14 protein-coding genes and 1 pseudogene are annotated in these 17,105 nt (G+C 36.9%); 2 read left to right on the plus strand and 13 right to left on the minus strand.

Annotated features, from left to right (window positions below; translation table 11 throughout):
* Nucleotides 1-4: 4 nt before the first annotated feature.
* Nucleotides 5-280 (plus strand): annotated as a pseudogene (gene deoA / locus JOC34_RS02090) (pyrimidine-nucleoside phosphorylase); the annotation flags it as partial.
* A 399-nt stretch (nt 281-679) separates the two neighbouring features.
* The gene (locus tag JOC34_RS02095) at nt 680-1,975 is read left to right on the plus strand and encodes a thymidine phosphorylase (RefSeq protein ID WP_205135045.1); all 1,296 of its coding nucleotides are present in this window, start codon (nt 680-682) and stop codon (nt 1,973-1,975) included.
* Between the two features lie 79 nt (nt 1,976-2,054).
* On the opposite strand, the gene JOC34_RS02100 is transcribed toward JOC34_RS02095, so the two are convergent.
* From JOC34_RS02100 to JOC34_RS02160, 13 genes are all read right to left on the minus strand, one after another.
* The gene (locus JOC34_RS02100; RefSeq protein ID WP_205135046.1) at nt 2,055-3,284 is read right to left on the minus strand and encodes an N-acetylmuramoyl-L-alanine amidase; all 1,230 of its coding nucleotides are present in this window, start codon (nt 3,282-3,284) and stop codon (nt 2,055-2,057) included.
* Nucleotides 3,285-3,381: 97 nt separating this feature from the next.
* Nucleotides 3,382-3,675, minus strand: a complete 294-nt coding sequence (locus tag JOC34_RS02105; protein ID WP_205135047.1) for a phage holin family protein — start codon at nt 3,673-3,675, stop codon at nt 3,382-3,384.
* A 39-nt stretch (nt 3,676-3,714) separates the two neighbouring features.
* Nucleotides 3,715-4,155: a hypothetical protein gene (locus JOC34_RS02110; RefSeq protein WP_205135048.1), complete on the minus strand. Its 441-nt coding sequence runs from the start codon at nt 4,153-4,155 to the stop codon at nt 3,715-3,717.
* An 18-nt stretch (nt 4,156-4,173) separates the two neighbouring features.
* Nucleotides 4,174-4,437 carry a hemolysin XhlA family protein gene (locus tag JOC34_RS02115; protein ID WP_205135049.1) on the minus strand — a complete coding sequence of 88 codons (264 nt, stop codon included), beginning with the start codon at nt 4,435-4,437 and terminating at the stop codon, nt 4,174-4,176.
* Between the two features lie 354 nt (nt 4,438-4,791).
* Nucleotides 4,792-5,040: a hypothetical protein gene (locus JOC34_RS02120; RefSeq protein ID WP_205135050.1), complete on the minus strand. Its 249-nt coding sequence runs from the start codon at nt 5,038-5,040 to the stop codon at nt 4,792-4,794.
* Nucleotides 5,041-5,159: 119 nt separating this feature from the next.
* Entirely contained in the window at nt 5,160-5,375 is a 216-nt protein-coding gene (locus JOC34_RS02125) for a hypothetical protein (protein WP_205135051.1), read from the minus strand.
* A gap of 13 nt (nt 5,376-5,388) precedes the next feature.
* Complete coding sequence (locus tag JOC34_RS02130) at nt 5,389-6,126, minus strand: hypothetical protein (RefSeq protein ID WP_205135052.1); 738 nt, start codon at nt 6,124-6,126, stop codon at nt 5,389-5,391.
* A gap of 53 nt (nt 6,127-6,179) precedes the next feature.
* A complete protein-coding gene (locus tag JOC34_RS02135; protein ID WP_205135053.1) occupies nt 6,180-7,076 on the minus strand; it encodes a hypothetical protein in 897 nt (298 codons plus the stop codon).
* Between the two features lie 12 nt (nt 7,077-7,088).
* The gene (locus JOC34_RS02140) at nt 7,089-7,427 is read right to left on the minus strand and encodes a phage tail fiber protein (protein ID WP_205135054.1); all 339 of its coding nucleotides are present in this window, start codon (nt 7,425-7,427) and stop codon (nt 7,089-7,091) included.
* A 61-nt stretch (nt 7,428-7,488) separates the two neighbouring features.
* A complete protein-coding gene (locus JOC34_RS02145; protein ID WP_205135055.1) occupies nt 7,489-9,825 on the minus strand; it encodes a right-handed parallel beta-helix repeat-containing protein in 2,337 nt (778 codons plus the stop codon).
* 61 nt (nt 9,826-9,886) lie between these two features.
* Entirely contained in the window at nt 9,887-10,039 is a 153-nt protein-coding gene (locus JOC34_RS02150) for a hypothetical protein (RefSeq protein WP_205135056.1), read from the minus strand.
* 4 nt (nt 10,040-10,043) lie between these two features.
* Entirely contained in the window at nt 10,044-10,334 is a 291-nt protein-coding gene (locus JOC34_RS02155; RefSeq protein WP_205135057.1) for a hypothetical protein, read from the minus strand.
* Nucleotides 10,335-10,355: 21 nt separating this feature from the next.
* Nucleotides 10,356-17,102 carry a DUF7359 domain-containing protein gene (locus JOC34_RS02160; RefSeq protein ID WP_205135058.1) on the minus strand — a complete coding sequence of 2,249 codons (6,747 nt, stop codon included), beginning with the start codon at nt 17,100-17,102 and terminating at the stop codon, nt 10,356-10,358.
* Nucleotides 17,103-17,105: the final 3 nt, after the last annotated feature.

Here is a 17,105-nt window from a genome sequence, read left to right on the forward strand (position 1 = left end):
GAAAATGCGTATGTACGACATCATAGAGAAAAAAAGAGATGGTCATGCATTAACAAAAGAGGAAATTAATTTTTTTATCGATCAATATACAAATAATAACATTCCAGATTATCAGGCAAGTGCTTTATTAATGGCGATCTACTTTCAGGATATGACGGAAGCGGAACGTGCAAATCTGACAACTGCCATGGTGGAGTCAGGTGACCAAATTGATCTCTCTGCTATAGAAGGTATAAAGGTTGATAAACATTCGACTGGTGGCGTAGGAGACACGACAACATCTAAGAACATAACGATTAAATCAGACGAAAAAACATTCTCCTTAAACTTCTTTGATTGGCTAACAGCTCTTGTTGAATGCGTATCTAGTACATTTTACAGCTACCTTATAACAATCGACAGCAAGCTAAATTCACCAACTTATTTCAGTAAATTAACAAATATTTCATTAAGCACTCACAGAGACTACAAGCAAAATGGAAGCATTCCGTCCTACGAAAACTTTACCAATATGCTTTCTTCTGCAGGTCGCACCGTAGACGATTATATTAATTTCATAAGAAGCAAATCTTTGCTTTGTAGTGAGGAAATATTGATTCAGATAATGAGTGACGCGTATGCTATTAGAAGAAACTCAAGAAGAGCAGTGAGCAATTACTAGGAAAGGTTGATAAACTTTATGAACGCAGTGGATATAATTAATAAAAAGAAGAACGAAAACTTAACTTACGATGAAATCAAATATATGGTTGACGGATATACAAATGACTCTATACCTGATTATCAAATGTCAGCCTTCTTAATGACAATTTACTTTAAAGGTTTATCTCTTGATGAAACTTCATGGCTTACTGAAATCATGGTCGATTCAGGTGATCAAATTGATTTGTCATTTATAGATGATGTAATTGTAGATAAACATTCCACAGGCGGAGTTGGAGATAAGGTTAGTCTCATTATAACTCCTATCGTCGCGTCATTGGGGATACCAGTTGCTAAAATGAGCGGAAGAGGATTAGGTCATACAGGAGGAACTGTTGACAAATTAGAAGCGATCAAAGGGTTTAAAACAGAACTTAGTGATAAAGAGTTTGAGGACAATGTTAAGAATGTCGGAGTCTCAATAATTGGCCAATCTAAAAACTTAGTCCCAGCTGATAAGAAGATATATGCGCTAAGAGACGTTACTGGCACTGTGGATTCTATTCCGTTGATTGCAAGCTCTATTATGAGCAAGAAGATTGCTGGCGGTGCAGATGCTATAGTACTGGATATAAAAGTGGGCAGTGGTGCATTCATGAAGTCGGAAGAAAGAGCAGAAGAACTTGCTAATACTATGGTAAGCATAGGTAATAAGCTTAAAAGGAAAGTCGTTGCGATTCTGACACGTATGGATCAACCTTTGGGAAATGAAGTTGGAAATTTAAATGAAGTACAAGAGACCATAGACGTACTAACGGGCAAATTGAAAGAGTCAGACGTTATAGACGTGTCTGTAGAAGTAGCATCTCAGATGGTACTTCTAGGAAATAAAGCTGACAACATCGACAAAGCAAGACAACTTGTAAAAGATTCGATCAGTAACGGCAAGGCTTATGATAAATTTAATGAATTTATTACAGCTCAAGGCGGAAACATGGATAGTGTAACGGGTAATGATAACGTTAAGGAGCTTGTAGTTAAAAGCGATAAGAGGGGTTATATAGAGGGTTTCGATACTCAGGATGTAGGGCATGCAACCTCTCTGCTTGGAGCAGGTAGGCTTACTAAGAATGATGTTATAGATCCTTTAGCTGGGATAACGGTAAAAGCTAAAATTGGAGATGAGATAAGTAAGGGTGATGACTTGTTTGTGATAAGAACAAATCACGATAATGCCGATGATTCGATTAATATATTAAAAAACTCAGTTAGGATATCAGACAGTCGAGACATTGTCAATAAGTCGCCAATAATTAAGATAATATCATCATGAGGTTAATTAAATAGAGCAGGGAAGAGGTGGGGAGGACTAAATGGTTCTCCCCTAACTCAATAGGGGAGACATATGTTAATTAAAATGTTCCTTTGTTTAGTCTACGTTGCAATTCTTTAACAACCAAACTAGGATTAGATAATTTTCCATCCTGAACCGTACCGAGATGTTTCTGTAACTGTTTTATAGTGTTGGCTCCTAAACGACCATCTTGGGCAGAACCGACTTTCTTCTGCAACTTCTTGACCATCGGACTAGAGCCATTTCCAAATGTAACTCCAATGATTTGTTTTGTGACAGCATTGTTTGGTTGATTTGAGATAACTCCATCAGCGGTTGTCTTTAATACTTTCTGAAGCTGTCGAGTTGTTCCATTACCCCAAATGCCGTCGATTTTTAAATTGCCCGCAGAACCACTCAAAGCCTTATATGTTCCTTTACCAGCCAATCCATCATTAGTGATCCCAGCATCTTTTTGAGCATTCCTTACAGCTGTTTCTGATGTACTTCCAAAATAGCTATCAACTTGTTTTGCAGTCAAGTATCCTTTAGCTTTCAATTTGTCCTGTAATTGCTTTACAGGATTTCCGTATTGACCATTTCTAAGAGTGGGAGTACCATTCCAGCTACCTGTTACTTTTATCCATGTTACTTTAGGTTTAGTGGTAGTGGATGAACCAGTTTGTGTTTTGTTTGGCTTAGATGTTTTATTAGGTACCTTAGCGCCACCCTTAACTCCTAAATAATCCATAACAGCCTGTGCATCAGCCTGTGCCATGTCTTCAATATACTGCGACTGTTTGCCACCAAAAATCAACTCAAAGTCACTGGCTGTATCCATAAAACCATGCTCGACTAGTACAGCAGGCATGTTAGTTTCTCTATTGATGTGAAGATTCGTCCATGAACCACGCTCACCTGCATGTAAGCCATTGCCATGAGTACTGTATCCTTTGGCTTTAATATGCTTAACAACAGTTTCTGCGAGTTTTTTAGATTCATTAGATGTGCCCCAATAAAAAGCACAACGACCTGTTCCTCCACCAGCATTAGCGTGGACAGAAAACACTACATCAACGTTCTCTCTGTTGTATAAATTTGTTCGAGTGGTCAGTGGTACATCAGCTTTATTTGGCTGTTGACCAAGGATGACTTTAACACCATTTGCTTCTAATATATCTTTAATACGCATACCTAATTTAGCGTTGAAGCTGTGCTCAGCGTATCCTTTACCACCATTATAAACCCCTTTTGATGGGGGGAATGTATTACTCCCATGCCCAATATCTACTGCTACTGTTTTAACCATTAATAATCGTCTCCTTCAATTTTTATAAACACAAATAAGGACACATCCCAATCGAGACATGTCCTTACTGATTAATCATTAAATTATTATGTAATATTTATTTATTCTTCTTTGGTTTTGTATATGTCCGAGATAATTCAGAGTCAGAAATACCAGAAACAGTAGGGTCAGTTACAGAGTTAAACACACTGACAACAACCAAACCTAACAAGTATGGATTGCTGTATGCAGACTGAATCAAATCAGCTATTGAACTCCAAGTGGTCAAATCCCCAAATGACAGCCCCACATATGCAAGAATGGGAGTTAATACTGCTAGTAATACCTGCGCCCAGAAAACTGGATTCTTAGCTCTAATTTGCCAGTTGATACCTTTTTTATTTTTATCCATAATTTATCAATCTCCTTAAATAAATTTAATTGCCTTAATCTATTCCTTAAGTCCCGTATGCTTCACAGTTGAAATACTTATCAGTGTAAATATCGTCATACTAGTAAACGTAATAGCCCCAATTGTTGGGAAATTCAATATGTAACAAATACTAAACGTAGTATAAAGTAATGCCGATAACACTAACCCTGTTATTCTAGTCGCATTATTATCCACCAACATGCCGATCGCTTTAGTAACCCCTGATATAAAGAACGCCATTGCCCACATATATTGAGGCATAATGGATAGTAACAACCAGTATAAATTTGTTATACTATTGTCTGCAGGTTGTAGCATATCAGGAAATAAAAATAACATTACAGCAGTTAAAATTGAAAATAAAGTTACAAACATTTCAAAAATGGGAGGTGATTTTGCGGCTTTATAATTGTTCACCTTATTGCTTATCTCTTCTAATTTAATCTCTTTGTCATCCAATTTCAGGCTCACTCCTTTCTAATTTTGTATGAGCCATATAACCAATGAAACCACAGCAGTCACAATCCCACCTATTAATGCTGTAGTAAAGCTTCTTTTCATCCATCTACTTTCTTCCTTGATTTCTTCAATAGATTTAAAGATTGTAAGCAATTTTTCAACAGTGGAGTCTTTGAAAGACTGCAAGGCAGCTAATCTTTTGTCGTGACTGTTTAATTTGGCTTCATGTTGGTCGGCTTTCTTCTGCAAGTGTTCAATGTCCCACTGAGTTTTATCTGACACGATCACCACCTCTAATCTCCATAATTTATTTCTTTCTGTACATCTCTAAGTAAAACCAACATAAATCTCTCCTAGATTAATTGACTTGTGTGAAACTCCTTCCTTTTGTGTTCTTTTGTGCCGTTCTCAATAAAGTACACATTTATTGTAAACTTGTACACAATAAAGAACACACTCCTTTTTATTCCATAAAAAATAAGCCTGATCTATATCAGACTTAAAAATCACCTTCGTTTATCTACCGAATGCTTACATTTACTCTGTTTTACTAACTCATAATTCAGATAAAAACCTTCTTTTATTGGAAAACTTATATTTGACATAAAAAGAGCACCCCAAAAGGGATGCGCCTAATTATTTTCTCCTTAAATATTCGTTTCCTCTTTCCGTTATTCCATTAATCATCTGATCTCCAGCTCCGACTAAACTTCCGAACTTAGCATAACCATTTCTCTCAATAATCGTAAACTCATCCAGAATATCAAATGAATGCACTCCATGCTTATCAGCTAGGTCATTTGCCACTTCAATTGTTGAGAGTCCTACAAAATCTCCACCTTTGATCTTCAGTAGTATTTCTCGTATTATTTTATCATTATTCATTTTACCTATCTCCTTTTTATTTGGTTATATATAATATAGCAGATAGGGTAGGGTAACTCTTGAATAATGACGATTAATTTAAAATATTTTTATTTTCATACTAAACTTTAGATAACCAGTTAGTTGAGTATGCCTTGTTCTTTCCATGCATCAAATTGGTCTTTCCACATTGGTGTGGTAGCTTCATGATTATACAAAAAAACATATTTGAATAAAAAATCGGTCTCCCCGAACATCTTAATAAACGATTCTTTTGTAATACTGCATTCATGCGCGTCCAACCATATCTCCCCAAATCCGTAAGGGTCTCTCGGGAGTTTATCTAATTCATCCATAAAAATATCCTCCTTACCATGAAATTCCTAAATTTACATTACAAACTGCATCAGAATCTGAAAGGTTAGTAACAATAACGGCTACCCTTTTTGTTACTGGTACTTCCATCGTTAAAAATGACGGTCTTGCCAAAGTCGTTGATGTTTCTGCGGTTATTTCTATGTTGTTTCTAACAAGATCGTCGGTTACATAACTATAAAAATACGCAACAGCTTTACATTTTTGGTCACTAGATACGTAAAATGATATTTTTTTAGCGCCTAATAATTCATTATCCCTGCTTAACGTAGCAAATGTTTTCGAGGAACCTGACATTATTTGCTCTTTGTCAGCTAATACAATTCCTTTACTATTACCTATATTTATAGTGGGTATCCCATCCTCAAGATTACTCCCAGTAAGTTTAGTATCAAGAGTTCCTTCTAATTTCTTATTCGTCTCCAATAGGCTTTCATTAGTAGTTTTCAAAGCAGCAATAATTTCAGCCTGTGTACCTTTAATTGACTCCAACTCAGCCTTAACATCTGCATCTTTAACATTTTGCAAATCAGGAAATATCACATCTTTTTGATTTGTCATTTCTACTTTTTGTACATCTACAGGTTCGGGGAGGTTAGATATACTAACTTCACCGTCAACTGTCTGTACTTCTTTTTGATTTGTAACTTCAACTTTTGCATCTTTAGTCCAGTCAGCCACATCTTTCCAAGCCTTCTCTAAATCCTTAAGATCAATCTTAGTCTCAGCCATTTAACTCCTCCTCCATTTTTTCTTTTTAACATTAAAAAAAGAGTAGGGGAGACCTACTCATCAATATTTACATCAATCACATCAGCATCAAACATATAGTTCATGAAGTCGGCTAATGTACTGTCCTCATCAAAAGCATAATCCTCATCATATGACTTGTCTGCATCTATCCAATAAGGAAGTATAATACCTTTTGAAGTTGCAGCGCCAAGTAAAATAGCGAATCGTATTAGCTTCTCATTTTCTTCTCTTTGTCTGTTATATTCCTCTAATTTTCTTTCATTTTCTAATCGTTCTCTATTAGTTTCGATCTCAATATGTAAATCAAACAAATACTGTTCAATTTTATCCACCCATATATTTTCATGAATCCACTTGCCGTCCTCATATACTTTTATCGTAGCGTTGTGAAAGTCTTTGTTAAAATCATATCTGTCATCATAAATGTAAATAGTAAGTGAATGCTTGTTGAATAGGGGAAACTTAAATATAAATTTATCATGTATATATGTATCAACTGTAGTCGGAATTGATTTCATATCTCCAAGATTGTAGTCTAATGCCAGTTTGATTATGTCATAGGAATTATGAACGATCGCAAGTACATTTACGTCCGTTGCTGATATTGATTTATTTTTAGATGTTACACTTTCTTCTTTTCTTACTATGTAGGATGTATGAGAATCAGACTTTGTCTGCGTCCCAACCTTGTTATAAATAACTCTATGTGACTTTTCTATAGTGTTTGATTTTGTATTAGACGTAACCGACCTTTTGATCTCTAAGTGATACCTCATACTTGATTTAGATATATTTGTTGAGTATATTCCATCTGACTTATCAACTGTATGTTCTACATGTGAGTTTGATTTGTTGATTGACCTTGCGCTAAACCTGTATACTGAATAATCCACATGTGATTGTGACGTTGTTTGTGAGTTGATTGACATACACTACTCACCTCAATCCAGACTAATTGTGTATCCATTTTCACCAATTACAAACTGGTCTCCTGATAGTATCTCTCTTGTATTTTTTAATTCAGTTAAGTCTATTAACTCTTCCGCTGAATAGATTCCTATGTGGGTTACAATTCCATAATCTTCTTCGGAAATTGGAAAGCGAACTTCTGCTTCATTCTTAATTTCTCCATTCTTTGAATACTGGAATTCTATTGATTGCCTTTCATAGCTATCCTCAGTCACTTCAGTCTCGACATCTGTAAATAATGCTACATCAACTGCCCTGTCTGTAAAATTCTCTTCTAGTACCTTATTTTTCAAAAAATTAGTAAACGCCATTTTATCTCTCCTTTGACAATATAAAAAAGAGGGGAGACCCCTCTAAGCTTTGCTTGCTTATTTAATTCCATGAGTTAGCTGTATGCTTGTTCGAACTCGGCTGATTCCCCGAGAAATACGCATCTAATCCCGGAGAGTTATTGCCAGTTACAAATATTCTGTAAGTTGTAGCAGTTACCCATATACCGTAAGATGGCTCATAATCTTCTCCCCATCCTCTAAGCAGATTTCCCGTTACTGCTCCATTGGATGAATTGGTGGTAATTCTAATACACTGAGATCCTGCTTCACCGGGATTCTTTCGCCCAGAACCTATAATTGTGTTACCGGATATCGTAAAGCCTAGAGAATTGGTATGAATATGTATGCCATATGTAGTTGTTCTCTTTACGGAATTGCCAGAAATGGTTGCTTGTTGACAAGCTTGTATGCTCATTCCTTTTCCTCCGCAATAATCTATTGAGTTGCCTGAAATTGTAAGCATCTGAACACCATTGGCAGATATTGCGTTTGTACCAATATTAGTCAATGAGTTACCATCAACTACCAATGAATAGCAGTCCCGAAGAGACAATCCCGATGCTTGATTCTCATGGATAACGTTATTAGAAACAACAGCTCGACTTACACCTCTTAAGTAGACACCAACAGTATTTCCTTGTTTCTGAGATATGGTATTGCCACTTACAACTACCCCATAAATCCACACATCTTTTTCACTTTGAATACGAATAGAGGACGAGTGAGCTCCTCCTCCACGAATAAGATTATTAGTGATTTTAAAGTTATATACATTCTGACTTTTGTTTGTCTGTACACCATCTACATCTATCGTATTATTCGGGTTGCTAGAATGTTTAGGAGGAACAACGTTTACAGCTGATCCACAATTGATAATATGATTATTAGATACGATTAAGTGATTCCAACTGAATGCACGTATAGCTTGCATAGTTAAGTTTTCAAATATATTGTCTACAATAGTTATGTATGAATGCCATCTTCCAATAGTGGCAGCATGAGAGCCAACTCCTCTAGGCCAAGCTCCAGATCCTCTTGTTCCAGACTCTCCAAAATAGCACCCTTGGACTAAAACGTTATGACACTGCGTGTTGTCATAGCCTCCAAATGCTCCAAAGTAGCCTGCCCCTTTAGCTAAGTCTAATTGAATTGCTTCGGAGAATGAACGTCCACCTGTATCTATAAATCCAAGAAATTTACAATTCAAAAACTGAACTTCTCTACTAGAATTCAATTCGATAGCATGCGATCCAGCCACATCTTTGATAGTGAGATTTTTAAAGACTATATTTTGAGAGTGTCCAAAAGCAAAACAGTTTGCCATCTGAGGGAATTTCACACCGTTGTAATCCCATACTCCGCCATCTACTGTAATGTTGGAGTTGCCGTCATACTTCGTGAATTCATCATCTGGCATACCATTTGCCAGCATGTATCCACCAAACTCTTTTAAAATTGTAGTTTGCTCACTAAGATGCAAGTGGGTATTCATTTTCACTCTGAGTGTACTCGTAATCTTAAACACTCCATGTGGAAATGTAATCTTGATAAACTTGTCTTTCTCAGCAAGGTTCATGGCATCCTGTATAGCCTTGGTATCATCGGCTTTTCCATCACCTTTAGCTCCAAAATCCAACACGTTAACTTCACGAAGAAATCTTTGATTGATTTTTTCTACTTCATCATCTACTCGTTTGTGTATTTGAGTGTGATCAAATCTCAATCTTGCGTCCAAATTGTCGAATAGCTGACTTTCATCCGAGCTAAGAAAAGCATCATCTACCATTTTCTGATCGGCATCTAATCTCTTTTTTAGTGATGAGTATTTTTTCTTATTTAAGTCCTCATAAGCTTCTTCAATTTTTTCTTGTTCTGAATTAATTCTATCTCTGGCGACAGGAAATACTTTGCCATTTCTGTCGGTACGAACATCCAGAATTTCATCTGGTTGTGGAGTTTCACGTATTAGTGTATCCACTCGATTCTTTTGTTCGTTAATCAACCTGTCAACATCTTTAAGTTTGTCGTTTAATGTCCAGCCGTCTTTATAGCCTGTCACGTATATTCTTGTGTCAGGGAAGAGGTAGGCGCCTTCACCTAAATAAGTGAAAGTTAGCGATACTCCTTGTTTTGAATCATGAAAAAAGACTATGCCATTAACATAGTCTACTCTGAATTGATTTTCTTCTATTTCTCCATCAGTTATTTCGTAATATTCTTTAATTTGAACCCGATTAAATCTATTTGGAATTTCCGTTAACAAAGCATAATTCCTGTTTAAGGATAGTGTCTCAGTAATTTGACGGAACGGATCGCCTGTGGTGCCGTTTCTGCGCCTTGCGATTACTGGATCGTTGTATATTTTTGGGATGTTCACTAAATCACCCTTTCTTTATTTATCATTAAAAAAGAGCAGCCATATAAAATAGCCGCTCATTTTATTCCTTCTGTTTGATCAAATCTTCCTGTCCTTCTGCTATTAAAATTGCATTGACTTCTTCTCTCAGCTGTGTAGGGACTCTATTGTAATCCCACATACCACGAATAACATACGTTGCGAAAAGCAACGCTAACATGCTTCCTTCGTACACATCGTCACCCCATTTCAATATTCATTATTTTCTCGGACAGTTCCATAATAGCGATAGCATTCATCTCATCATCCGTCAATTTATCTGGTTTATCATTCGCTTCAGCTTTCAATTGCCTTTGTTTATCTACGTCTTTAATCAACTTACCATCCACATATTTAAATATCTCTGAGTTCCGTAAAACTTCATGATCTTTCGACACTTCAATAGTCTGCTCATTTTCGTTTCTTAACGACGTAGATGAAGTTATGCTCACATATCCATCTACGTCCGTCAAAAGGTATATTTTGATCATTTGCACAACTCCTCTAGTGATTTACCATTCATAAATTGCCCTTAAAGCCATATTCCTGTTTTGCCCCTGACCATTAGTGTCATGACCGACAAGTCTTTCTCCACCGCCTCTAATCGTGAAATATTTCATAACTTCATTGCCATCCCAATTTCCGCTACGCAAATAAACCCTAGCTCCATTGCTGCTAGTAGCATTCACAGATGTGTTTTTTGAGATATAGGTATACTGCCAGTCACTGTCGGTTGCTCCATCGCCTATAACATAGTTACTCCATTCTAAAATCCACCCATTGTTGCAATACTCCAAGGGCTTCTCTGGGTATAATACGTGATCCGACCTCAAATAAACCGCCCCAGACCAAAGGAGTCTGTTTTCGTTTCTTACATTATAATTTCCTTTTGTGATCTCCCAAATACTATCCTCCGGTTGGTATACAGTGGGCTTGTCACCTTCGACCATTTGAATACCATCACAATGCACCCAATTGCTATCTCCACCCGATATTTTCACATCCAAAGATCCACCTATTTGAAAGTTGCTTGGAACTGTAAAAGTAGAAGAACGTCTAACAACGGAATAATCATTTGGTACAGTTTCAAATATTTCGTTTATTAACCTAGTTCGACCACCAGCTGCGTTTATAACGTCCACCTCAAAGCGTGGCTTGCCGGGCGGCTGGTTCCATTGTCTTTTGAAGAAGCCAGATATCGTAAATTTAGCTCCACCACCAACGCCTTCATAAATATATTGTCTAACAAAGTTTGCATCTTTTACCGCTATCGCTCTGTTACCATGTATAGCAAGTGCTTTCGCATCCTCTGGAGCGAATTGGGTAACAATTTTAGGTTTGCCTGTGATGCTCCACTTATCGTTAATTGTCTTATCGATATCTACCCAGTTATGTTTAATTGAATCAGCGCTAGAGTATCCCGGTTGCATCATCTCAAACGAATGATCTTGAATCATGTTACGGGCTGGTGTGACGCTATATTCAACATTGGACACATTGTCTTGAAGAGTGAAGTCTCCATCTTTTGCTCTGAAGTTTGATCCAGTAATGTTGACCCCAGTAATATCTACACCAGTTAAAGTGCCTGTTTTCATCTCTGCTGCATTCAAGTTTCTAATGTTAACTTTACTTGCATCAATTTCACCAGCTATAAGGGAAGAGGCACTAAGATTGACTACACTTATTTTGCCAGCATCAAATGTTCCAGCAGTAATCTGAGACGCTGATAAATTAGCAGTCAATACAGAATCTGCTTGTATCTTGCCGATTACAGCTGAGTTGCCAAATATCTCATTTACATTTAACTCTTTAGCTGTAACACTGCCAGTGACCAATTTGCTACCATTGATAGCAGTGCCAGTTGATCCGTCTGAGTTGATAAATGAAACTAAGCCTGTGACATCCATTTTATTTACATCAATTTTTAATCCTTCAGATGACAAGTTAAGTGAATTTACTATGCCGTCTCTATCCACTTTTAAATTAATATTTTCTGCATTTTGTTGGATAGACGATTCAGCGATAAGCATGCGACTGCCTATATCTTCTGGTGCTTGTTGATATGACGTAGCCATATTTCCTTTTTCAAGCTGTGGCTGATACATGTGATAACTCATTGCTGTGCCGTCTGGTCTTGCATTATCTGGTCTTATATACAAGCGTGTTTCGTATAACACTCTGTCATCAGTCTTAAAAGTCCATTCTAATCTTTTAAATTTGTCATGGTATTCAGTGCTAAATCTATTAGCGATATAGTTTGATCTATTACTTCCGTCATCATCATATGCCCACACAAGCATTTGCAGATTAGCAATCCCTCCACCGTGGTAATACCACATGGAAAAAGTGTATTCTGCGTTTGGTTCTAAGCGCATATAGTATTTTCCATTTTCGTCAATCGGGTTAATCGCATATTCAGTTCTTTCTCCGACTGACCCTACATACGAGATCACACTACGCCCCTCTATAAAGGTTCCTTGTACCGATCCCCAGTTTGCCTGTCTAATAACAGGTGAAGAACTAGGGAAATTATGAAAATAACTGTTTTTTATATTTTCCAAACTTGCAGTTTCGTAATCTGTCCAGCGCCACAGGTTTCTTCCACCAACAGAAATATTGCTAACACTTGTCTCAATTCGGTCTGCTTTGACGGATAGGCTGGCAACTTGCTCACTTATGCCATCTATTCCACTACTAATATCACTAACGCTGCCTTCGATTCCATCCGCTCTTATACTTAAATCAGCTATTTGACTCTTAGTGCCATCTACATCAGATTTAATATTAGACACGCTACCTTGAATACCCTCAATAGTCACATCTAACTGACTCATTTTATTGCTGTATACAGTAGTGTCTAGCTTATCTCCTAGTTGAGTATTCATTTCGGTTTTAGTGTATACTTCAGATTTCTCTGCTTTGAGAGATACACCTTCGGCTAGTATAGATAAGTCAGCTTGAGTGGTGGAAATTCTGTCTGAGATCGTTTCAAGCTGTGCGTCTGTATCCTCTGGTGCTGCTTCCCAATCTGTGGCTTTATTTCCTTTTTCTAATTGAGTGTTAGAAAATGTACACTCGCGCATTTCTTGTGAATACTTACCGTGATGAACCCTTACTTTAGTTGCATCACCTGTGTTGAATGTTTCATTTATGTTGTTGTCTATGAGTTTTACAAGTACGCTTCCATCCTCATGATAAACGGCTGTTCTACCATACTCCACGCTTGCCGTTATGGTGTAATCTGTATTTGGCTCAACGTCTACCCAAAATTCCAGCCTCGTACTCGGACTTCCGTTTTCAATTATCTTAAACTTATAAGGAGTAATTATCTCAATGCTCGATGCCTGAGTTTTCTCCCACTTGTCATAACTTCTTAATAAATTCCTGCCACCAATAACCAAAGCTTCGAACTCTTTTTTAGTAACTGATAAATCAACCCTCTCAGAAGTCGCTTGTATCAAGGTTTTATTAGCCTCAATTTCAGATAAAATTCCACTTTTATCAGTTTGATAAGTAGTGGAGTCTAATTTGGCTTCAATAAGTCCAGCTTGAATTCCAATCTGAGTCGAGTTTTCGGAAATTCTGCCATCGTGTTCGGATTCGATCCTTTCAATCTCTGCTGAAATCCCATCAGCTCTTACACTAATAGCAGTTACATCTTCTTCAATTCCATCAATAGTGTCGTTAAGACTACTAAAGTTTCCTTCCAATCCATCAGCTCGCAATGATAGGGAGGTCACATCTTTTTTTATTCCTGTCACTTCACCAGTAACAGCATCAACTGTAGCTTCAGTGTCAGATACTTTGCCTAAGATTCCATCAATGGTTGCATCGAATTCAACGAACTTGTTTTCGTATACTTTAAATTCTTCGTCCATTTCTTTTTTTGTGTATATCTCAGACTTATCAGCCTTAAATTCTAATCCTTCTGCATGTATCTCTAGGGTTGATTCAGCATCTGAAATACGACCGGTTAAATTATCTACTGTAGACTGTTCTGCTTTAGCTTCCAATCCTTTTGCAGTCAGTGCGATTTCAGCAACGTTACTTTCTACAGATTCAATAATTCCTGCCTTGTCTTCTTGGTATATAAAGTCATCAACTTTTCCATTTATTAGACCTTCTTGAATTTCTAGCTTGGAAGAGTTCTCGCTTACACGACCATCTATCCGTTCTACAACTTCGACGGCAGCTGATATCTTACCTAATGCATCATCAACGTCTACAATTGTCTCGGTAATCTTTCCATCTAAGTCACCAATACGTTCTTGCAATTCTTCAGCTCGGTTATTTAAATCTGCAGCTACATCTTCTAACTCTTTTATTCCTTCTTCAATTTCTGCCTTCTCTTTACGATAAGATTGCTCAGACTTCTCAATATGTTCTGCGGCACCCTCGAACCCATCTTTCAATCCTTCAGACATGTCAAATAAGTCTTTGATTTTTTGATCGATATTCCCAGTCTGCTTGTTCAATTCTTTAAGAATCCGCTCACGTTCAGCCTGAATCTCTTCTTCTGTATATTCTTTTCCCTCCAGAACAGCATCTTCACGCATTTGTTCGATTAGGTTGTCTATTTCTTCTTTTGTTTGAGCAAGTGGAACCCACTCATCCTTAGCCTCATCATACCGCATTAACCTAGAGGGATATTGCGATGTATCTTTCCAAAGTCCACTCCTTGGTATTTTAGTAGGAGGTGTGTCTTGTTCTGGAATATACGTTTTGGTTATAGTGTCTTCAACATTTGGAATGACTTCATTCTCAATACGATCCATTTCAGAATCAACATGTTCCATTCTGTCGTTAAGATCGTCCAGCATTTCATTGAGTTCTCTTTGAAGCTTTTCTTCTAACTCGCCAATGATCTTGTCAGTTTCTTTTTTATTATCACTGGCTTCAGTATCGATTGACCATTTTTTTCCGTCCCAAATCCTAGTTTTGCCATCTTCTAAACTTATCCAAACATCAGTAACATTAGGGTTTTCTGGCTCGTCTCCGACAGAATGGAATGATCCATTTACTTTACCCTTCAAGTTGACATCTGTTCTGGGCTGATAGGGGGTGGAAGTAGGATTGTCATACTCCTCAATGCTAACCGGAGATATCTGAACTTCTCCGTCGTCAACTCCTAAAGTCTCCTCGTCTAATTCTTCTTCCCAATCTTCTTCTGGGTCATCATCAGATTCAACAACAGATAAAGCCATAGAATTAAATGTTGACATCAATCTTGGTTCTGACGATGCAGTAGCAGGGGAGGGATGAACAGGCATAGAAATGTTTAATCCACCGACTCCATTAAATCTAACAATATCGGACAATAAAATACCGTCTCTGTTGACATCTTCATCAACACGACGGTAAGCTTGAATTCCTATTGTATAATATAAATTTGCTGGGACAGAAGGGTAGGTAAATGCTCTCGTACCATACGATACACCTTTCTGATCCTCTTCGCCCATTTTAGAACCAAATTGATATGATTCATTATTTATGGAGTGATGAAGATAAATGTTAAATCCATCTATATTGTCTGCGTTTTTATTTGTCTTAGCATGATCTGGATAGTCCCACTTTAAGTTCAAGTTTACAGAACCATCGTCATTATCCTTGTGACTTAACAGTAGGGGGGTAGGTTTTGTTGGCTTTTCTGACAGTCTGTCATTACGTAAATTAAAGTTATATGCTGCCTTATTCCAATTAATTTTACGCTTATTATGGTCGGTGTTAACTTTGTCAATGGTGTAAAATGCATTCTTTATTTTCGACTCATCCGATTCCGACTTTTTAGCATTAGAGACGGTAACACCGATAGATGGAGTCTCATAGTCAAAAATTATCTGCGAAAGATTGGCTTTAATATCAGTGCCAATCCTTTTATGGTCGATATGTATCGTGTCTCCAATTCCAAATCTGCCCCAATTATGTCCCTCACTGACCATTTCAAAAAAGTTAACCAAACCCATACTTACATCAATTGGAGGGCTATTTACTTCTTTAATTTGTTCTAATCCAGCCTCATATAGATCGCTTTCGTCAAATTGGTTGTCGTCAGTCCATTCGTCTACTTGGATAAAGTTAAACAATTCGTTTCGTTGATCTTTATCAAAGTGATTTTCAATTTTCAGATCTTCACGTAGTTGTTTGACGCTTTCATCAATTATATTTATTTTCTTCTCAATTGCATTAACCTTTGACTGCTGGATCGATATTTGCTTATTCTTATTGCTACGATTGATATTTAATGCACTGGTAGTTTCGCCGATATCTTTGGCCAGTGTAATTGAATCTAGGATTATTTCCAGCTCTACTTTTAATTCAACTAATCTGTTATCCTCAGTCGTCATGTCCGATTGCAATTCGCTTTTTTCTTTTAGGTAATCACCAAATTCATCTTTTCTACCTGATACGTACCTATTATACGAAATCAATGCCTTGGCCAAGTTGTCACTCATGTATTCACTATGAGAAATAACCTTGCCATTTTCATCCATTTCGAACGGGTATAGAAAATACGAAAAGTCATCTATGTAAGGTTGACCAGTAGGGTTGACAGAGTTTATTCTCATTCCATCGCTACCATATACATAAAGTCTTGTTACGATCTCATCAGCATCAATATTCTCATCAATGTTTTCAATATATTTGCCATATCCAACTTTAAATCCCTTATTAACCTGTAATTCCTCTTCCTTATAAAAACTTACTGTTTTATCGACTGTGTCAAAAACGGCTTTCCCTTTAAATGTATCAGCAATTTCATAAATAAAATCTAACTTAGTTTGACTCGATACTTCAAATTTCCGATGCTTCAAATTGAATTCTGGATTAATATACCCTACAGTCCAGTCAGTTCCGTTAAGAACATCTTGCATAACCATCAAACAGTTCATACTCGTTTCTTCATATTCAATCATTTTGTCATACCACAGTTGGTAACCTAATGAGAAGCAACCTATATTTAAATCGTCGGAGTCATCCGACACTTTCCCTATACTATTTATAAGAAACCATTCAATCTTTCCATCATTGACAGATTTAATAAGGAATTTTTCTTTAAATTTATCAGCGTGAGGATTTCTAACATTTTTATTACCTATGTCAACATAGAAGGGAAGGGTGAAAGACAATTCATTTATCTCACCATAGTTAACCGTCAACTCTTCATCTTTAATATGTTTTAATTTAGCGATCACAGTTTTATCTGGCTTTGCCAAAAACAGAGATGGCTTATTTGGCTCTAAACTATTTCTATTATACAAAAG

The organism is Virgibacillus halotolerans (genome assembly GCF_016908515.1).
Taxonomy (GTDB): Bacteria; Bacillota; Bacilli; order Bacillales; family Amphibacillaceae; genus Virgibacillus_M; species Virgibacillus_M halotolerans.